Below are 20462 nucleotides of genomic sequence, written 5' to 3' on the forward strand. Positions count from 1 at the left end.
GTCCGCACCGCGCGCTCACGGAGGGCCACCGGATACGGATGCGGCATGCCCCACTAGATCACAGGACGATATCGGACTCAAGTGAACTCTGGGGTTAATTCAACGGCGGCAGCCCGATCCGCCGCAGGAGATCGGCGAATCGCGGGTCGTCGCGCACGTTGTCGAAGCGCACGTCGGCCCTGATGGCTGCGACTGATTGGGCGCGCATGGCGTATGCCTGCTCGAGATACCGGAACGACTCCTCTGTCTCGCCGAGGCGCGCGTACAGGGCGGCGATGTCCACGATGTTCCGGTGGTTCTCCAGCGTGACGGCCTTCAACTGCTCGATGCGCACGCGGAACACCCCGTCGATGCCGTCACGTGCGAACGCTGACCTGAGGTCGCCGACCTGCGTCGGTGTCAGAACACCCGCGTTCCGCTCGAGGATGCATTCGGCGGTCTCCTTGTACATCCCCTTGCCGTAATAGGCCTCGCAGAGATCCCACGGGACCGCATCCGGGTTGAGTTGACGGAGTTTGACGCTCCATGCGATGGCGTCGTCGTACTGACGGACCCAGGCAAGGTGCCCGACGAAATGCATCATGGGGTCCTCCGAGACCGGGTCGAGCGCCAGATACGCCTGAGCTTCCCTGAGTGATTCGTCGATACGCCCGAGTTCGAGCAGCAGGTGTGCGTACAGGTGATGCGCTTCTTCGTTGTTGGGATCCAGATCGAGCGCTCGCGTCAGCGCCTTGTCGGCACCGGAAAAGTCCCAATCCCGGAACAGCACCCTCCCGAGCGACAGGTGGGCTTCAGACAGTTCCGGGTCCAGGGCCAGTGCCTTCATCGCAGCTGCGCGGCCGCGGCGCGCCGCTTCCTGCCTCGGCAGGCCGGCTCCGGTTTCGGTCAGATATGTATATGCGAGGCCGGCATACGCCTGCGCATACTCGGGGTCACGCTTGATCGCCTCCTCGAAGTAGGTCACGGCTTGCTTCGCACTCCGCAAGAATGGTTCTAAGAATGGCCCGGCGGTATGCGATTTCTTCAACGCATAGCGTCCCTTCAGGTACAACTCGTGCGCTTCGGCGTCGTCTGTGTACGTGCGCGCCAGTTGCCGTTTCGATGCGGCACTCAACGTCAGGCGAAGGTGCTCGACGAGGTCGACGGGGATCGCTTGCTCCAGCGTAGCGACCTCACGCAGGTCGACCTCGTAGCGGTGGCCCCAGAGATGGCGGGCGTCGCGCGCATCGAGCAGTTCCAGCGCGAGGGCCAGCCTGGTGTCGCGCTTGACGAGCCGGCCGGTGAGCACTGATCCGACACCCAAGGCTTGCGCGATTGCCTGCGGGTCGTCCCCCCGCTTCTTTGCGTACAGCACGGCGGCCTGCGAGATGACCTTCAGGCCGGCCACCCGCGAGAGTCGCTGCATCACGCTGGCCGTGATGCCATCGGAGATGTAGTCGATGGCGGGATCGCCCGTTCCGTTGTCAAAGGGGAGGACCGCGAGCGACGTCACCGCCTGCGGGGCGGCATCACGACTGTGGCCGCTCGACACGAACCACGACGTGATGATGAGCGCCGCAGCGCACGTGACGGCGGCGACGACTCTCCTGTGTCGCCTCAGGGGGGCGGCCGTGGCGGGAGCCGTCGAGGTGCAGGCGCGAGCGCTGACGGCAGCCGGACGCGCGGCCGTGTTGTCACCATCTGGAGTCGTCGACGCCGTTTGTGACGCACCGGCCCCGGCAGCGACGTACTCGACCTCCCCGATTAGCCGATAGCCGCGCTTGGCAATCGTCTCAAGCAGGTGCGGATGGTCGGCGTCATCACCGAGCGCGTGCCGCAGTTCGGTCACGGTGCGCGTGAGGGCCGACTCGCTGACCGACTGCGAGCCCCACACGTCGTTCAGCAGGTCGTCCTTCGACACGACCTGCCCGTGCCGCGAGGCCAGGTACGCGAGCAGGTCCATGACCTTGGCGCGCACCTGCACAGTCCGGCCGTCCTTCGACAGCCGGCATTGGGCTGGTTGCGCCAGCCAGTCACCCAGGCGGAAGTCACCTCCCGAACCCACGTGCAGCATCGATGCCCTGTACCCGCAGTATGCCCGATCTCGGCCGTAAACCCTTCCGCATCTCGTGAAGTGACCTGTCCGCGATGACTCACACGAATTCAGGGACGACCGAGGCGAAATTCAGGATGCCCGTCAAGACGCCCCACGCGCGGGAGCCGAGCGTGGACGCATGCGTCCACATCGCGGGTTCCGGTACCTCGCTTGTCCCACCATTCCGGCGATTCTCGTCATGCTCATGGTCGCGAGAGGCGCTCACGGGCAGGAGCCGGTCCCCGTCGTCGGGCCACAGGCCCCGGCGTCTGTCGTTACCGATGCCATTCCGGCTCCTGCACCGGCCGCGGTGTCGCCGTTCAAGGTCCTCATCAGCGAGGTCCGCCTGAAGCGCTCGGCTGAGTTGGCCCTTGGGTTCGCATCGGCGCGAGTGGCGGCAAATGGTTGCGGAGGCCTGCTCTCCGAGTTCGTCGATGAGCAAGGGCAACCGCTTGCGGCGCGGCTGGAGACACTCCGAATGTCGCTCCAGGACTACCTGCACACCGTGTATTTCCTCGACGGAAGCGATCTTCGCTCCTGCCGGGGACCAATGGCCGTCACTACACCAGGGAGTCGTGTGGTCTACGTGTGCGGTGGCCTGGTGCGACAAAGCCACGGCGACGCTTGGGTCACCATCATCCACGAGGTCCTGCACTCGTTGGGGCTTGCCGAGAACCCACCGTCACCGGCATTCATCTCCAACCGCGTGCGCAAGCTCTGTCACTGACAACGGTCGCCAAGCACCGTGCGCGGGACGCCGCCGAAGTACCGGAACGCCGCGGCGAGCCCCTCGCGCCACTCGTCCTGCCGCTCGTGCAGGAACGCTTTGACGAACAGCCGCCGCGAGTAGCTGAGCACCGCCACCAGCAGATGCACGCGGACCGCCCGGCCCGCGATCTCGACCCGCTTCTGGCCGAAGTCGATCTGCAGCTGCTCACCGGAGGAACCGTCGCGACCTCGGCGACACGGCGGGCGCGTCGCAGATCGGCGACCGCGCGCTCGATCGTGCGCACGCTGACCGTGACGGCCTGCCCGGCCAACAGCCGCTCCACGACGACCGCGTTTCCCTCGGCCACGCGCTCGTAGAGCGTGCGCGCCAGCGCCGCCCTTCGGTCGACAGCTTGCGCGCCTGCGGCCGCTCCTGCTCGCCGGCCGCGACCGACGTCCGCAGGTACCGCTTCACCGTGTTACGCGCCTCGCCCAGCGTCGCGGCAATCCGCTTGCTCCCGACCCCACGCGCCGCCAGCGCACGGATCGAGGCCACCATCTCCCCCTCGAGCACCAGGACCTCCCCGCAGTTGGTTCGTCGTCGACGAGATCAGCTACCTGCGACGTCAGCCCTTACGCACGGACCGCCTCAATCACGGCGAGACCGGAAGTAAGAGGAAGCACACGACGCGTGTCAAACCTTCCGGCGCCCAGCAGTTCGCGGTACTCCGATTCCGTTCGGTTCCTGCCCCCCGTCCGGGCCAACATCTGAATATCAGAGAGCTTGGCTTGGCACGGAATGTTCGGACCGCACACAATGTCTTCAATGACCAGCAACTTCGCGTTGGAAGACATCGCGCGGTGGCAGCTTGACAGAATGTTACGGGCACGAGTCTCTTCCCAATCGTGGAGGATGTATTTCAAGATGTAGACGTCACCGCCTTCAGGCACCGCCTTGAAGAAGTCACCTCCGACATATTGGATACGAGGCGCAAGGGCTGCAGCGACTACGGGTTTCGCAGCCTCTACCACATGCGGTAAGTCGAACAGAATGCCCCTGGGCGCCGTATGTCTCCGGAGAACTTCACTAAGCAGCGTTCCGTTCCCTCCTCCAACGTCCACCACAACCATGGCGCGGGAAAAATCGTAAGCGGTGACGACATCAGCGGCAGATCGTGACGTGTTGTTGGCTTGGAATTCGTCAAACAACCGAGCTGCTTCTGGATTCTCGGCAAACCAATCGAACGTGTTCTTGCCGTACACCACATCGAACCCCGTCTTACCGGTCTTGACGCTTTCGCGTAATGCTCCCCATGCCCGCCACGTCCAGTCTTCGCCGCGCGACTCTGCTGACGCTCGCAATGAACCTGGCACCCCGCTGCGAAGTATTTCAGCAGCTGGTGTGAGCCGAAAACGGCGTCCATCTTCTTCGCGGAATACTCCAAGACCGGCCAACGTCCTCAGAATCCGGTAGAGAGATTCCTCATGACTGTTTGTGACAGCGGCGAGATCGGTTATTGCGCGCGGGCCTTGGGCCAGCTGATCAGCGATCTTGAGCTTCGCTGCGATGTAAATGAGCTGCGTTAGTTGAAAGCCGTTCATCAAGCGCCGAACCAGTTCGTCAGGCTTCTCGGTGGTGACGGTGGACCGGTCCTGCCCAACGTCCAGCGCTGGTGACGCAAACGGGGCAACCTCGTGGCTCTCAAAAGCTGGGGTGAACACGGCTCCGGCCAGCGCTCCATGGGTGACAAATCGACGACGGTTCAGACGCGGCATATCGACTCCATTTCCGATTGCGCGGGCTCGGCCACACCTATCCGGCGTGGTCAGGTTGGGAAGTACCGGCATATTTACGCGAATGGGGCCGCGCGTCAACATCGTGAGGCGACTCAGCTCAGGCCAAGCATGCGCGTGAGCGAAGCGGCCTGTGTGCTTGACGCCGCTTGCTACTCGTACTCCGTCTCCGCGCGCGACGCGGGCCACGACTGCCGGCCTTGCTGCCCGGCGTTGGTGCACGGCTGGGGGGCCTCCTACACCGCCCGCGGCATCGATGAGCGTCGGCTGTTCGAGCCATGCACTCGATTGGGCGGCGTCGGTGACAGCGAGGCCGGTCGCCATGACGTCGTAATTGGTCGTGAGTCGCTCGATCTGTTCGCGGCCAACGCGAAACGCGCCGTTGGTGCATGGCTCCCGACGTCCCGTCAGTGCGTCGGCGGTTGGAGTCTCTGGCATGTCGGCGGCCCGCGGCGGCATGATCGTGCGATGAAGTCGCGGGTGCATCCTACGTACAAGACGCGCTATCGGGTCGGGAATTGGCGGCTGTACGAACGCGCCCTGGTCAGTCGGGGCGACGTGACGCTGTGGCTGTCGCCCGACGCCAGGGCTGCCTGGATCGTCCCGCCGTCCGGTCGGCCGGGCGGGCAGCAGCGGTTCTCGAATCTGGCGATCGAGACCGCCCTGACGCTTCGATTGGTGTTTCGCTTGCCCTTGCGCCAGACGGAGGGCTTCGTGCGGTCGATCCTGACCGTGATGCGCACCAGTCTCGACGCCCCGGACCACACGACGCTGTCGCGGCGGGGGCAGGTGCTGAAGGTCGCGGTGCACCACATCCTCGCCACAGAACCGCTCCATCTGATCGTCGACAGCTCAGGACTCTCGGTGGTGGGTGAAGGGAGTGGGTGGCGGCGAAACACGGCGGACGTGGCACGCGAGGCTGGAAGAAGCTGCATCTGAGCGTCGACCGCGCGGGCATGATTGTGGCGCATGCGCTGACGGAGGCGACGGTCGATGACGCGTCCGTGGGCGCCGACCTGATCGGAGCGGCGCCCGGCCCCGTGGCCAGCGTCACGGGGGACGCGGCCTACGACACGGTCGCCTTCTACGAGGCCGCCACCGCGCGACACGCCCAGGTCGTCGTACCGCCGATCATGACGGCACGGGTGTCGCGCCACGGACCACGCTCGGGTGTGCGCGATCGCGCGATCACCGACGTGGAAGCGCTCGGGCGGCGCCAATGGAAGAAGGCCTCGGGCTACCACCAACAGGCACGCGTGGAAAACGCCTTCTTCCGCTACAAGTCCATCATCGGGGCTGGCCTTCGAGCGCGTAGCCGAGGCGGCCGCAAGGTCGAGGCGAGCCTTGCGTGCGGTGTTCTGAATCACATCACCGAGCTTGGCAGGCCCGAGTCGTCAGCAATCAGACGGTGACGAGGCCTTGGGTTGAGAAGACTACGAGTCCAGAGTGAGCCATGCACCAACGCCGCCGGACCTCGTGACCGGCACCGTGCATCGGGATCTCAAGCCCGCCAACATCATGCTCCGCGAGGACGGCACGGTGAAGGTCCTCGATTTCGGGCTGGCCAAGGCCTGGCTGGACGACCTCGCATCGCCCCTTCCGCCGGTCACCGCACTTGGCGACACCCCCGCCATGACGACGCCGCCGATCGCCACCGAGGTCGGCGTCCTGGTCGGCACGGCCGCCTACATGTCGCCGGAGCAGGCCCGCGGCGGTGTAGTCGACAAGGGCAGTGACATCTGGGCGTTCGGCTGCGTCCTGTACGAGATGCTCACTGGCATGCGCGCTTTTGGCGGTGAGACGACCTCCGACGTGCTCGCGAAGGTGATCGAGCGCGAGCCGGACTGGTCAGTGCTCCCTGCCTCGACACCTCCCCGCATGCGTGAACTGCTGCGTCGATGTCTCAAGAAGGATCCGAAGATGCGACTCCAGGCGATCGGAGACGCGCGCATTCAGATTGAAGAACTAATCAGCGGCGGGACGGAGGAAATCGCTACGGGGGTAGAAGCGCCCACCGCCTACAGACGCTGGCGCGTTCACGCGGCGTGGGCGTCAGTGCTGCTCGCCGCCGTCGTCACCGCAATCTGGCTTTCTGCGCGGACAGTTGCTGAGAATCTTCCCGCCCCAAACGCCGTCCCGGTGATCGTGTTGATGGATTCGCCACTGCCCGGGCGCGTGTACGATCTGCGCACGCTTGCTGAAGGCGGCACGAACGCGGACGACGTGACCGACGTGCTGCGGGACTTGCGGGTCGCCATCCGCAAGGAAAACACGAGCGCCGCGTGGCATCGCGAGGAGCAGGTCGTGAAAGAGAACCCTGACTTGATCGTCGCCCATCTGTCCTGCCTCCTCGATGCACGCGTAGGAGACGGCCAGCCGGCCATCTCGGAACCTGTTCGAATCTGGCCGAAAACCGGTTCATCGTCTTTCTCGCCTATGTGGCGGCGCGCAAGCCGCGCACTCGATTTATCGTGTATTCACGTTCAGTGTTCCAGACGCATGGCGGCGAAGAACAGTGGGTCGCGACGCAGGTCGCGCGGCTGCCGGTGCTCAAAGATCGCCTGCACGCCTTCATGGTGCCGGGCGGTCCGGAGAAAGCGACGTTTCGTGATCCCCAGATTGCGCAACTGCTCCGCGCGCGAGTCGCACAAGTTCTTGGTCGGGGGCCGAAGGGAGCGTCGAACTGAAGGCTCCACCATTCGAGCTCGCCGCCACGCTGCGCCGGTCGTGCTCGTAGGGTGGCAGGGCGACGACGGGATGGTTTACCGCTTAAGTGATCAGAGCGGCCTTCCCGCGTCGGAAGCCCTTGCTTTGGGGCCGCCTCGGGGCGTGAAGCCACCTCCGCGTCGATAGCGTGCATGCAGGGTGCGCCATCGGGCTCACGCCTGATCACCGTCGAGCGCATCATCGACGACGTCAACGAAGTGGGCATGCGGTCAGCCGGTCCCTTGCGCAGGGCACGATGACGCCACTGGCCCTCGTGCTGCTTATCGACGACTACGCTGACACGCGCGATCTGTACGGCACGTACCTGCGCATGCACGGGTACCGGATCGAGGAAGCTGAAACGCACTCGACAGCGTCCCGACAATGCGCCACATGGTGACCTTCTACGTCGACGAGCCATCACGGCGTGCTGCCGCATGCGGCATTGTGATGCCGTGATTCGGCCTCCACGGTCCGAACGCCGGGTACAGGAGGCCGCCCGTCGGCCACTAGCCACTATTCCGCGCCTAGAGGGTCGCTGGCGTCCGTATAGTCAAGGCGGTGGAGGACGGAACCAGATGCTGTCAAGCGTCGCATACCTCAGACGGTGCGGGTCCTGGACAACGCGAGCGGGAGCGCCCACATAAAGCACAGGCCACTCCCGCAGCGTTGTTGGCGCCCAGGACAGACCCACATTCGGCTTCCCGGTCTTGGCGAAGGAGGCGAAGGCGTCCGTCATGAGACGGACCACCGATTGGTCCGCGTCTGACCACTCAATCCCAGGCACCGATGCAAGCGTGCCCATGGCGTACTCGATTTCTTCACCATGTGACGCGCCGGGCGCCGCCGCGTATACCGCGGCACCTGGCGGCCTCGGGCGCGCATGATCAAACACGTAGCGGTACACAGGCTGGCCCGACGTGCGGACGTGCAGGTCGGCCAGCTTCCACATGGGGAACCCCATGAACCGGTCGGTCGCCAGATCGCGTGCGGCCAGGCGGGTCTCCTCAGCCGTCCCGGCGTGGTAGAGTCCCCGTATCGTCTCCGCATGTGACGGAAACAGCCGCAGGACGGCACGCTCGAACGCCTCGGGCGTTGCCGGGTCACGTCCGAGCACGGCGCGCTCATCCTGCTCCCGTGAATTCCACCCAAGCAGCAGCGGCACCTTCGCCTGCAGACCACGTGCGAACGCGTCCTCAGGAGCATGCGGGAAGACGTGCCCGTCCAGCACCAAAGGGAAGCGCGCGCGACGCGTGACCGTGAACGCCGTACTCAACTCGAGCAACGCGGCTGCCGGCATTCTCCGCAGCGCCTTGAGATCGCTGTTCGCTGCCGAGAGGAACTCCGCGCCGAAGCCTTCAGACGCCGCGAGCGGACGTGGCACCGTGTTGGCCGGAGTGACCAGCGCGCCGCTTGACAGAATAGCGCCGGACAGCAGCCGCGAGGCCAGGGGCGAGGCGAGCAGTCCACTAACCGATTCGCTGCCGGCCGAGGGCCCAGCGACGGTCACCCGCGTCGGGTCCCCGCCGAACCCAGCGATGTTGTCACGGACCCACTGGAGCGCCGCGATCTGATCGAGCAGCCCGTAATTTCCAGAACCACCGTACTTCGACTCACGTGACAGTTCCGGATGTGCCAGAAAGCCGAACACCCCGAGCCGGTAGTTCACCGTAACGACGACGAGACCTTGGCGAGCCAACGCCGCGCCGTCATGGCGCGGCTCTGAGCCATCGCCTGCGCTGAAGCCACCGCCATGTATGTAGACGAGCACTGGCAGATGGCCTGTACGGGGGACTGGCGTCCACACGTTGACAAACAGGCAGTCTTCGCTGGCGCTCGGCGAGCGCAACTGAAGATCGGGGCTCTCTGGCTGTATGCAACGGTCTCCGAATGCCCTTGCGGGTCGGACTCCACGCCAGGAGGCGACCAGCGCAGGAGGCAGCCATCGTCGCGCACCAACCGGCGGGGCAGCGTAAGGGATGCCAGTGAAGCGATGGACTCCACCTTCGAGCCTCGTTCCACGGAGCGTGCCGCTCCTGGTCGCCACCTTTGGCCCCGCATCAACAGCCTGTGCATCCAGTCGACCTGAGGAGCCGGGGTGTAGACACGCAAGCAGCGAACAAAGAAGCAGTACCGCAGCACGCGGCTGTGTCATGGCGCGATTATAGCGGCGCGCCAAGCCCGCTATGTCTTTGCGCAGTTGATCAAACGCTGCAGCGTCTCTAGGGTACTCGGCTGACTGGAAGTTAGTGTAGCCAACGGCGCCGTGGCTACTAGCGCGAAGAGTCGTACGGCTGCTGTTGCGCGCGCAACGGCCACCGCGTGCGCGAGCACCGAAACCCACGCGAGCAGTGTGAGATGTCGCGCTTGCCCACGCCGCCGGGCTCGTGTGACGCGCCTGGTGAACTCGATTGGCTGCGCGGCTATGGTCGTCGTGACCGTCGCTCAAGATCCGCATGCGCGGCCGCGGTGTTCCCGGCGGCCGCTCAAAGACGTGTGACGGCGACTATGTCTCTTCGGCGCCGAACATGGGCGGAGTTGCTCACGGCAGCGACGGCGCTGCGAGCTGGTCATGGACAATGCGTCCGCGGACCACCGTCAGCAGGCTCTTGGTATCGGCAAGTGCTGATGGAACCACAGAAAAGATGTCCTGCGACAATACGGCCACGTCAGCCAACTTCCCGGATTCGAGCGTCCCTTTGTCATGCTCGCGTAGTTCTGCCGCCGCCGAGCCTGACGTGTACGCCAGGAGGGCCTGACGGACCGTCAACGGCCTGCGACGGATTTGTCGGGTTCGTGGTCGCAAACATGATGTTCAGAAACGGGTTGAAGGGACCATCGGAGCCGAAGGCGAGCGGTATCCCCGCCTCGAGGATCATGCGGACCTGCTGGTAGTGCTGCACGCGCGACGCGCCCAGACGTTCCTTCCAACCAGTTGCCAGACTGAAATGCGACGGGTTTTGCACAACGATGATCCCCATTCGACGCGCCCGTTCGACGTGCTCGACGCCGAAGCCGTCGGCGTGCTCGATGCGGGGCCGCAGCGGAGCCCAACGCGTCCCGCCTGTCGCTTCGAGCGCGTCCAGCGCCGCGTCGACCGCGGCATCGCCTGAGGCGTGAATCATCGGTGGTTCGCCGGCCGCCATCGCCCGTCGAAGGATGTCTTGCAACGCGTGTGGCGTGAAGTTCAAGTGGCCGCTGGTCGTCGGACGGTCGGCGTAGGGCTGGCGGAGTCGTGACCACCGCTCGATCGGCGCTCCATCGAGGATGATCTTCAGCCCGGAGAACGACACTGTCTCGGACGCAGGGCGCGTCACGCGATCAGGAGTCCATTGTGTGACGTTCAGCGGCATGTCGATGATCCGAATGCGTACGGCCAGCGCCGGGTTGGCGACCAGTTCACGCACAACGCGTGGTTGCAAGTCCGGCATGAGCTGTACGGTCGTCACGCGATGTTCGACCGCAGACGTGGCAAACTCCGCGAGCCACCTCGCGTGACCGGCGATGGGCGTCTCTGCGAACAATCCCTGGACAAGTCGCGTACACGCATACTCGTACGCGAGGCCGCTGAGTTGTGAGCCGTTCTCGCCTCTGCTGAACACGCCGCCTGCGGGATCGGCCTCCGATTCGCTTATCTGCAATCGGCGAAGAGCCTTGCTATTGAGCAGTGCGACGTGGCCGGACCAGGAGAGTAGAAAGACAGGGTGTGTGGCGGCCACCGCGTCCAGCGTCGCACTCGTGGCTCGTTCATCGTCCACCACCGCTGTACCGATGACGCCGAAGATCCATCCGTCCTTCGGCGCATTAGCCGCTGCCGCCGCAGCCGCGTCAAAAGTTCGTCAAGCGACGGTTCATGCTCGGGAGGCGTCGGTCCCTTGAGCCAAGTACCGGCAGGCCACTTGCCTGGATATACGTGCGCATCATTAAAACCCGGCACAACCAAGCGTCCGCCCGCGTCGATAACGCGCGTACCGCTGTCCGTGCGCGCCCGAAGGATTGCAGACGTCCCGACGGCACTGATGCGATCGCCGGTGATGGCAATGGCCTCTGCCCACGGCTGGCTGTCCACCCCCGTGAACACTCGGGCGTTGACGAGGACGAGATTCGGCGCTGGGGAGGCCTGTGCAAAGACGAGCGCCGCCGCGACGGCACTGCTCATCATGCGCCTCACGGCGTCAATATATATGCGGCAGCCTGGTCTTCACGCGGTGCCGCCCCCTGGTGACGCGCCGTTTCGAGTAGAGGTCAGCCAGACGCCGGTCACGCAGCGTGACGGCGCAGCAGGTCCGGCAGTGGGCGGCGGCACCCTCGCGCTCAGCGGCCGAGAAGCTGTCGAAGGATCGGGTGCGGCGACTGGTCGCCTCGAACTAGACCGACAGGTCGCCTAGTTCACCGTCCCGATGTGGCCGGAAGGCGGCAGGAGCGCCTTCGGGTGGCCTGCCGGCGCTGGTGGGGGCCTCAGCTACGACGCGGGCGCGCCGCGGGCCTCCAGGCGAAGACCTGCGGCAACACGCAGCGACATTGGCCTTGATGGCCAGCTTTGATGAGCGGCAGAAAGCGGCGAAGGTGTCGGCATCGACGGGCCGACCGGAAGCGCGGCTGATGCGCGAGATCAGTCGCAAGGCAGCAGTAGTGCCGCAAGGCACATCACGCTTCAGATTGGGTTTGATCCGATGATGGCGTAGACACCTCGCAGAGGTGGATACGGTGGTCCGCATGGCCCGAGCCTCCGCCGCGTCGCGTCCTTGTAAGGAGTACGCCTTCGAGCGAGTTCTACAAGTAGCCGCGGTCCTTCTCATGCTGGATCAGCGTGAGGGCTTGGGTCGCGCGGATCGCGGGAGCCGATGCCCCCAGGGCATCGATACCCCCAAATCGGACCGTACCCCCGGAAATACCCCCACGTTGTTGCAGATGACGGGAGGTCGACATGGAAGGGAGGCCAGCGAAGCGCCGATTTGCTAGCGTTTGAGACGGAAAGCCCTGACGTCCATGGACTGCCATGGACGCCGGTGGACAACTCTGGACTAATGGTGGAGGCGGCGGGAGTCGAATGGCCACTTCCTAACTAAGCCTCTCATCGACATTGACTTACGACTCGTTGCTGCTGAGATACGTACCCCCAAAAGTACCCCCACACGGAGCTTGATACTTTTGCCCGCGCGTACTCGGCGGCAATAGCCTGAGGCGCAAGGACTTCCGCGGCAATCGCTGGGCTCTTGGCTGGGCCGAGGGCAGCGTGCTCCCTATGTCGACTCGTGACTCGCCCGGGGTAAGCCCGTGCCACGGCTGTGGCAGAACCATGTCTGGATCGGCTGAATGCTCGCGGTCGTTGACTCTTCCGTCTTGGCGGGCGAGAACTCCCGCGCCGGACTTCGAAATGTCCGCGTAGACCGTCCGGCTCTGTCGGATGCAGACAGACGCACCCCGAACTCGTGTCCTTTGACGTCGTTATGTGGATGCCGACAATCGCCGAAAGAGCCAGGCTTTCGCCAACGCCCACTCGCGCTCCACTGTAGATGGCGATATGCCGAGCGCTGTAGCCGCTTCGTCGATCGTGAGCCCCGTGAAGAATCGCAGTTCCACGACCCGGCACTGCCGGACATCGATCGCGGACAACGCATCGAGCGCCTCGTCGAGTGCCAGCACGTCCACGCTCGATGTCCACGCGGCGGGCAACGCTTCGTCCAGAGTGAGCACCGTCACACGGCCTCCGCGCTTGTCGGCGCGTTGCCGGCGAGCATGATCGACGAGGATCTGGCGCATCAACGTGGCCGCCACGCCGAAGAAGTGCGCCCGGTTCGTCAGTGCCATGCGATCGACATCGACCAGTCGAAGGTAAACCTCGTGAACGAGTGCTGTCGCCTGAAAGGCGTGCCCCGGAGACTCGCCGCGAAGATGGCGGCGCGCCACCCGGCGCAATTCGTCGTAGACGAGCGGGACCAGGCGGTCGAGCGCCGCCGCGTCTCCCTGGCGCCAGGACAGGAGCAGGTCCGTTACATCGTGCACGCGGAGGGCTCGATCATCAGCTCGTGAGGGAAAGCGGTGCTGGTTTGCGCTTCATAGCTTACAGGGCCGACTCAGGTTCCTGTCAAATGGAGTGGCCCATGAGAAACGCGTTTATCTGCCTGTGCATCTTCACCGCGGCATGCAGCGGCCAAACCTCTTCGCCAACCTCGCCCTCGGGCGTCGCTGGTGGGGCCGCCGCGCAGACGAAGGCCAGCGGCGGGACCCACGTCGAAGTCACCTTCACAAAGTGGATCACTGGCTTTCCGGCGATGGCAGGAGTCACGGGCGGCAGCGTCCCTGGCACATTTGTAGGCACAGTGCTGAGTCGCGACCCGTTCGAGAACGGCACCATCGTTCAGCTCGAAGCTCGGTATGAGGTCACCGGCGCGGACTCGGCGCACTCGTTCGTCGCGCATATCACGGGGAAAACGAACAATCCGACACAGAAGGCGGTGCTCAACGGCACGGTGATCGGGGGATGGCTGGCCGGGGCCCAGATACAAGTGACCTTCGACGTCATCGTACCGCCGACGGGTACTTCGTGCGTGCCCCAGGCGCCGGTGAACCGCACCTGCTTCCAGGGCACGATTCGCGTGTTGCCCGGCGCTGCGAGCTGAGGCGAAACACGGGCCAACGAGGATCAGTGCAGGGGTACGCGAAAGAGATTGCGCTGCGAATCTGCCTTGGTGAAGACGTAGGTTGAGGGGTCTGATCCTGGCGAGATCAGACCTTCCTCGATCGTCCGGACGCCGGGGAGGGCCACCGCGCGTTTGAGATCAGCGATTCCCCCAGCAGAAAAATCCGGTAACGCCTGGCCAGCTGGCACTGGAATCGCGAAGGTTCTTCGCGCGAAGGACGGGGAGGCGTTCAGGCGCCCGACGTAGAAGAAGGTCCCGTCCCGAGACCACCCTGCTGTGCAGATGTCCGCGTCGCCGCGGCAGACTGTTCTCGGAACTCCGCCACGAATCGGTACGGCCAGTGTTTCGAGTACGGGGTGATCGCTGGTCGCGGGCGAGTGGATGATCACCCACTCACCGTCGGATGACACATCGCCCTTGTCGAGGAACGATCCTGTCGGTATTCGTTCGAGACCCGTGCCGTCGGTCTTGATCCGTGCCAACGCGTTGCCCTCCGCCAGCGAGCGGAAGATCAGCTCTCCGGGCGCGGCGAAGGATACCTGATCGGCACTCTCGACGATCAAGCGGGGTGGGGTGCGCCGGTCGAGCGGCGCCAGCCAAATCTGCGATTGTCCATCAGCGTTCGTCGTCGTGAAGGCCACCTCCTTCTCGTCGCGCGAAATCGCGTACGCAGTGACAGACTGTCCCGACAGCAGAGTGTCGCTCTTTCCCGTCGCCAGATCGACCGATCGCAGGTCGGCAGCGGCGGTCGTCCAACCCACCACTCCCGACAACCACCAGTCCCGAACAAAAAGATAGAACACCCGGGTGCCATCTCGGGAAAGGCGAGGCGCGGAGGCATACCCGTCCGAGACGATTGCGCGCTCGCCGGCCCGGTCGTGAATCCAGACCGCGCTCCGACGCATGCCGATCGACGTCACGAGCGACCGGCCGTCAGGCGCCACGGCACCACCTTCTTCCTCGAGCGGGCCGAAGGTGATCTGTTCCGGCGCACCGTCAGGAAACCGCTGGCGCCAGAGATGCGAGGTGCCTCCCACGACCGCGGCGAGGTACATCCAGCGTCCGTCTGGGGACCAGGCCGCTGACAGGCAGGTGCCATGAGGTCCAACCGGACGGCCAGCAGAATGTCCGTCGAACGGCACCAATCGGCACGGCTGGGTGAACGCGTGGACGCCGGTCATTTCGACCACGAGCACCGATCGACGGTCGGGCGACAGATAAGAGTAGTGCGCCATCGCGTGCTCGTCCGGCTGGATGTAAATCTCGCGCCTCGCCGCCCGGCTGTCGGTCGCAGTCACGATCCCCATGTGGAGACCAGCCTTGATTTCGGAAAACAGCACCAAGTGGTCGGCAATCCAGGTGAGTCCGGAGGCGTTGGGTAGGAGCCGCACCGGCTGGCCGCCGAGCACCGGCACAGTCCAGGTATCCCACTCCCCCGACACCTTGTTCGTATACGCGACTCGTGTGCCGTCCGGAGTAAATACTGGTCCGTACTTTTGGCCTGGAGACGTCGTCAGCTGTACCGACTCGCCATTCGGGAGCCGCTTGACGAAGATCTGGCCGGGCCCTAGGAACGAGTCGCCTCCGCGTTTGAACGTGACCATCCGGCCATCGGGCGACAGGCTGGGCGCAGTGGCCGAGTCGCTGAAGTTGGTGAGCTGAATGTATTCCGCGGGCGTGGTGACGGCGACCGTGGGTTTAACCCAATAGACGCTCGCCGCGCCACCCGCGATCAGCACCGACGTGACGAGAGCTGCCGAAAATGCACGGCGAGTGCGGCTCGATTGGCGTCGCCTCGTCGTGGCGTCGCCCCTGAGGTCGTCGATATCGAAATGTACGTCACCCAGATCGCCCAGGCGCCGGTTCGCATCCTTGTCAAGGCATCGCTGCAGCAGCAGACGGACGCTGGGGGGTGTCTCCTGCGGCAGGGCGTCCCACTCCGGCTCGCTCTCAAGGACAGCCGCGATGGTGTCCGATACCGAGCCGCCCTTGAAAGGGGCGCAGCCGGTAAGCATTTCATAGAGAACGCATCCGAATGCCCAGACGTCGGTCCGTTTGTCGACGACCTGCCCCCGTGCCTGTTCGGGGCTCATGTAGCCGGGCGTGCCCATAACCGCGCCTGCGCCAGTGTGGTTCGCAGGCATCGTCTGCGACTGCGCCAGGTCAGGTGTCGAGGCAACGTCTGTGCTCTTCGCCAAGCCAAAGTCGAGGACCTTCGCCACTCCCTCCGGTGTGATCGTGATATTGGCGGGCTTCAGATCGCGATGAATGATTCCCTTCTCGTGAGCGACATCGAGAGCCACGGCGATTTGCCCCGCAATGCTCAACGCGTCGCGAATCGGCAGGCCGCGACCAGCGTGTTGGTGAGAGACATCCGCAAGCGTGTCCGCGAGCGTCTGGCCGTCCACGAGCTCGAGAACCAGAAAGCGAAGGCCGTCAGCTTCCTCGAAGCCGTAGATCGCGCCGATGTTCGGATGGTTCAGCGCAGCGAGCATTCGCGCTTCGCCCTCGAAGCGTGAGAGGCGCTCGGGATCGCTCGTGAACGCATGCGGCAGGAGCTTGAGGGCAACGTTCCGTTGGAGCCTCGTGTCGCGCGCGCGATACACCTCCCCCATACCGCCCGCGCCGAGCAGCGCCTGCACCTGATACGCACCAAGCCGCCGGCCTTCGATCATGGACTGTGCGGGGTGAGGAGTGCCGTCGCCCCGGACCACCGCGGGCGACTCGAGGAAGCTCTTCGCGCGCTGGTCCGACGCCAGGAGCGACTCCACTTCCTGGCGCAGCACCTCGTCGCCCGCACAGGCTGCGGCGAGGTAGGCCTGACGGTCGGACACCGGCATCGCCCGCGCGCTGGCGAACAGCTCTTTCATGCGCCGCCAGTCTTCCGGGGCGAGAGTCACGTGCGGTGGATTCTACTCGGACTGGCGGTGCAAGTCCCGTTCACCTGAAGTTCCGCTGCTATCTTGCGCGAGGCTCGCCACGGGCGTGCTGCGGCGTCTACTGGCAATGACGGAGTTGAACTTTCAACTCGATGATCGAAGCGGTTGTGGCGGTCCCTGAAGCATCAATGGCTCGTCTACACTCGCTTGACAGCGTCGCGACAGTTCGCCGGCTGCTGGCGTTCAGGCGAGCCTTGCGTGCCGCATCCTGAACCAGATGACCGCGCTTGGCAGGCCTGAGTCGCACGCGTCCAGTCGTTAACGAGACCACGACGTGAAGGACCTGCGAGCCGGGTGCATGCACTAATGCTTTGGCGCGCACCGTCTACGAGGGCTTCGCCGAAGGAAACGCGGTCGTCGTGCAGCGGCTGCTGGCCAAGCAGGTCGTCACGGTCAGCGCTGGCGCGCGAAAATCGTGAGCTGAAGCGGACCAACGAGATTCTCAAGACGGCGTCCGCGTGTTTCGCCCAGGCGGCACTCGACCGCCGGAGGAAATAGCCGCGATGGTGTCCTACATCAACGCCCATCGGGAGGGCGGCCGTACCGTGTGGTGATGGAACTACAGCGATCGGTCCTGGCGTGAGTCCTTCCGGGTTAACCTTAGAACGCGCTGTGGCGAAGCTGCCGTCGAGGGGTGCGAGAGGCGGCAGCGGCGGTATTTGCGCTGCCGCGTCTCGCGACCTTCATAAAATCGTGTGTTAGCGCTTCAGTGGTCGGGCTGCACGATAGGCTATTTAGTGTGGTGCAGCACCGTTCCACTGCTGCTCTTGAAGCTAGCGTCACCCACATACGTGGCCGTGAGCGAGTAGGTCCCCTTCTTGAACTCCACCGTCCCGCTCGCTACACCGTTCACGAGCGGGGCGGATCCGACGGGCACGCCGTTGACACGGAGTTCGACCAAGCCAGTTGGGGCACCGCCGTCAGGCGCTCGGCCCGATACTGTCGCCGTCAGAGTCACGTCCTGATTCGGCTTCGATGGATTTGGTGACGACGATAACGAGAGCGACGTATCCACCTTCCCGTGTACCGAGTAGCTGACCGACGACTGGGTCGTGTTGCCCGCGTGATCGACCGCCGTCACGACGAACGAGAACGTTCCGAGCATCGACGTATCCAGGTGCCCGGCCTGGCTGGCGGTGCAGGTCGCGACCCCGGACGTGACATCGCTGCAGCTGAAGTCGATCGCCACGACCTGTCCTTGCATGTAGCTCAGGGCCTGCGGCTGCGCGATGCCGATCGACGGCCGCGTCGCGTCCCGCCTCAGCACGACCTGTTCGGTGGACCCGCCACCGCCGCTGCTCGCAGAGCAATCGAAGACACGCGACGTGACGTCGGCGGTGAGCGTGCCACTGGCGCATGGCTCTCCGACGAGCTCGGAGTCCGTCTCGACGACGCTCCACTGCACCGCGACATCGGAGGTGTACCAGCCATTGGAGCCAAGCGACCCTGTGACGGTGGCCGTGATGACAGGAGGGGTCTCATCGTAGTAGTAGAACCACACCTCGTCGAGGCTTGCCGCGCCGTCCGCATTGGTGACGACCACCCTGACGCTGGTGGCATAGTGCGGCGGTGAGACGCCGTAGAGCGTGGTCCCATCTTCCCCTGTGACGATGTCGGTCGCGGGAATCCCATCGAATGTCACGATCGCCCCAGCCTGGAAGCTGGAGCCGGAGATCTGGAACGGTGTGCCGCCGGTCGTGGCACCCCAGTCGGGGCTGAGCCAACCCACGATGGGTCGCACGCGCTGCTCGAAGCTGAGCACTTCGGATCCGAGCCACAGCTGGTAGGTCGTCGACTCACCCCAGTAGTTGAAAGGGATCTCGACATCCAGCGTGCCTGGACCGATGCCGCTGTAGGTCGAGTACGTGATGTAGTCGCTGCTCGTGCCGGTGACCAGCATCGCTTTCCAGAAGGTGCCGGCCGGCACGACCACTTCAACCGGCACGGAGCCGCCTTCCATCGGTACCTCGGCTTCGCTCGAGGTGATCGAGACTGTCGTGGCCACGAACACGCCGCCAATGGGACTGCCTTCCTGAAGGATGTGCGTGCCGCCGTTGAACGCGATCGCGCTCCCATCCGCGCTCATCGACGCGCCGCTGGCGGTGTCGTCGAGTGAGCCATCAGTGCCCACGGCGATGTCGAATGAGGCGTGGAGATCGCGGTCGATGGCAAAGACGTTCCATCGCTCGATCCCGGCCCCGTCGTTCTCGTAGCCCGTGAACGCGACGAAGCGGCCATCCGCGCTCAGCGCCGTGCCGTATGCGTCGGTGAAGGCGGCGCTCCTGTGGGTGAGCTGCAGCCGCGCATGGGTCGCCGTCGCAATGTTGTAGACGAATACGTCGGCGAAGGCATCGGCGTCATCGGCAACGAGGTGCGGCGCGGTGCTGGTGTAGGCGAGCTGTGCGTTGTCGCTGAAATCTGGCGCGAGGCTGCGGGCGATCCCGTCGCCCATGCCCGGCAGGGGGCGATCAACGCGCACGGAGGTTCCCAGCGCGCGGTCATAGAGGTACATGCGGACGCCGAGCGAGGCGTAGTTCTCGTCGACCGCGCTGGCCGAGAACGCGGCATACCTCGCATCGTTCGAGATCGCGACGGCGTCGATCCATGCCAGGTGATCGCCGTCGATGCTGCTCGCATCGATTCCCGTCGTCGTGACGCTGCCGGGCTCGTCGAACACGCCGTTCTGGTCTGCATCCCGATCGCGTAGCCACAGCAGCGATCCGCCGCCTCCATGGAAGTCGGCCGAGAACAGCACGAAGCGACCATCACCACTCAGGCGTGCCACTGGTAGCGGCGCGCAGTTACAGGTCAGGCGCTCGCCGGACGGTCCGACGGTGACCAGCGACGTCACTCCACTGTCGAGATCGCGGATATACAGATCGTCGACGCCGTTCGTGTCGGTTGGGTCCAGATTGGAGGCCAGCGACTGGAATACGACATGACGCCCGTCGGCCGATATCGACGGGGATGTGCTGTGCGAGTTGCCCTCGGCACCATCGGTCGCGACGCTCACGCGCTGCAGCGCGCCGGTCTGTCGATCGCGGACGAAGACGTCGTAGGCGCCGTTGCTGTCATCGGCGACGAGGGTCCGGCCCGATTCGATGACCAGGAACCGACCATCGGCGCTCATGCCGCGGGGCCGCACGACGCTGTAGCCCGGGAGTGCGCCGGCGGCCTGCTCGGCATCGTCCCGAATCACTCCAGTCCATGGCGATGTCGTCTGTGCACGTGCCGCAGGTGAATGGAACAGAAACAGTAACAGCGCGCACGCACGTGCGCTTGCCGCGCGGCGGTCTCTCAATGACATGTAGGTCTTTCGGAGTTGACGGTGGGTGGGATGGGCAAAACGGTAGTATCGGCACATGGCCGACGATCATGAATCGCACGGTCAGGACGTTCCTCGGCACCGACGCCAGGCGTTGCTGCACGGCTGCTGCGTCGCCCGACGGTGGGTCGGCTACGGAGACGCCGCCCAGCTCTCTTCGCGCTGATGGCGGAGCTCAAGGCGCACACTGCGACGCTGCCTCGTGACGATGGCGCCGCACCCGCGTGGGCGTGATCCAGTTCGTGCACACTTTCGGAGAGGTGGGCACGATC

At 64.8% G+C, this 20462-nt stretch carries 13 protein-coding genes and 2 pseudogenes; 6 read left to right on the plus strand and 9 right to left on the minus strand.

The window, feature by feature from the left end:
* Positions 1-94: 94 nt before the first annotated feature.
* Positions 95-2053 carry a transcriptional regulator gene (locus tag LuPra_RS13700; protein ID WP_110171266.1) on the minus strand — a complete coding sequence of 653 codons (1959 nt, stop codon included), beginning with the start codon at positions 2051-2053 and terminating at the stop codon, positions 95-97.
* 160 nt (positions 2054-2213) lie between these two features.
* On the opposite strand from LuPra_RS13700, the gene LuPra_RS13705 reads away from it, so the two are divergent.
* A complete protein-coding gene (locus tag LuPra_RS13705; protein ID WP_157899155.1) occupies positions 2214-2801 on the plus strand; it encodes a hypothetical protein in 588 nt (195 codons plus the stop codon).
* On the opposite strand, the pseudogene LuPra_RS33260 reads toward LuPra_RS13705, so the two are convergent.
* A pseudogene (locus tag LuPra_RS33260) lies at positions 2801-3356 on the minus strand (transposase); the annotation flags it as partial. The gene LuPra_RS13705 and the pseudogene LuPra_RS33260 overlap by 1 nt on opposite strands.
* Before the next feature lie 59 nt (positions 3357-3415).
* Positions 3416-4558 carry a methyltransferase gene (locus LuPra_RS31915; RefSeq protein WP_162271388.1) on the minus strand — a complete coding sequence of 381 codons (1143 nt, stop codon included), beginning with the start codon at positions 4556-4558 and terminating at the stop codon, positions 3416-3418.
* Here LuPra_RS31915 and LuPra_RS32575 point away from each other — a divergent pair.
* The 4 genes from LuPra_RS32575 (at position 4523) to LuPra_RS31925 (ending at position 7682) form a co-directional block, all read left to right on the plus strand.
* The gene (locus tag LuPra_RS32575) at positions 4523-5515 is read left to right on the plus strand and encodes a transposase (protein WP_110171270.1); all 993 of its coding nucleotides are present in this window, start codon (positions 4523-4525) and stop codon (positions 5513-5515) included. The genes LuPra_RS31915 and LuPra_RS32575 overlap by 36 nt on opposite strands.
* Entirely contained in the window at positions 5461-5988 is a 528-nt protein-coding gene (locus LuPra_RS13730) for a transposase (protein WP_110171271.1), read from the plus strand. The genes LuPra_RS32575 and LuPra_RS13730 overlap by 55 nt, the downstream gene beginning before the upstream one ends.
* Before the next feature lie 34 nt (positions 5989-6022).
* Positions 6023-7429 carry a protein kinase domain-containing protein gene (locus tag LuPra_RS13735; protein WP_110171272.1) on the plus strand — a complete coding sequence of 469 codons (1407 nt, stop codon included), beginning with the start codon at positions 6023-6025 and terminating at the stop codon, positions 7427-7429.
* A gap of 109 nt (positions 7430-7538) precedes the next feature.
* A complete protein-coding gene (locus LuPra_RS31925) occupies positions 7539-7682 on the plus strand; it encodes a hypothetical protein (protein ID WP_157899158.1) in 144 nt (47 codons plus the stop codon).
* A gap of 153 nt (positions 7683-7835) precedes the next feature.
* On the opposite strand, the gene LuPra_RS13740 is transcribed toward LuPra_RS31925, so the two are convergent.
* The 4 genes and pseudogenes from LuPra_RS13740 to LuPra_RS13755 all read right to left on the minus strand — a co-directional run bounded on the left by LuPra_RS13740 (position 7836) and on the right by LuPra_RS13755 (position 13288).
* Complete coding sequence (locus tag LuPra_RS13740; RefSeq protein WP_110171273.1) at positions 7836-9740, minus strand: carboxylesterase/lipase family protein; 1905 nt, start codon at positions 9738-9740, stop codon at positions 7836-7838.
* Positions 9741-9824: 84 nt separating this feature from the next.
* Complete coding sequence (locus tag LuPra_RS33835; protein WP_110171274.1) at positions 9825-10088, minus strand: amidohydrolase family protein; 264 nt, start codon at positions 10086-10088, stop codon at positions 9825-9827.
* Positions 9985-11103 (minus strand): annotated as a pseudogene (locus tag LuPra_RS13750) (amidohydrolase family protein); the annotation flags it as partial. The pseudogene LuPra_RS13750 and the gene LuPra_RS33835, both read right to left, overlap by 104 nt.
* Before the next feature lie 1627 nt (positions 11104-12730).
* Entirely contained in the window at positions 12731-13288 is a 558-nt protein-coding gene (locus tag LuPra_RS13755) for a sigma-70 family RNA polymerase sigma factor (RefSeq protein WP_110171276.1), read from the minus strand.
* 98 nt (positions 13289-13386) lie between these two features.
* On the opposite strand from LuPra_RS13755, the gene LuPra_RS13760 reads away from it, so the two are divergent.
* Positions 13387-13905, plus strand: coding sequence for a hypothetical protein (locus LuPra_RS13760; protein ID WP_157899161.1), 519 nt, complete (start codon positions 13387-13389; stop codon positions 13903-13905).
* Between the two features lie 23 nt (positions 13906-13928).
* Here LuPra_RS13760 and LuPra_RS13765 read toward each other — a convergent pair whose 3' ends face one another.
* Positions 13929-16796: a protein kinase domain-containing protein gene (locus tag LuPra_RS13765; protein ID WP_110171278.1), complete on the minus strand. Its 2868-nt coding sequence runs from the start codon at positions 16794-16796 to the stop codon at positions 13929-13931.
* A gap of 799 nt (positions 16797-17595) precedes the next feature.
* Complete coding sequence (locus LuPra_RS13770; protein WP_162271389.1) at positions 17596-20064, minus strand: Ig-like domain repeat protein; 2469 nt, start codon at positions 20062-20064, stop codon at positions 17596-17598.
* Between the last annotated feature and the right edge of the window lie 398 nt (positions 20065-20462).

The organism is Luteitalea pratensis (genome assembly GCF_001618865.1).
Taxonomy (GTDB): domain Bacteria; phylum Acidobacteriota; class Vicinamibacteria; order Vicinamibacterales; family Vicinamibacteraceae; genus Luteitalea; species Luteitalea pratensis.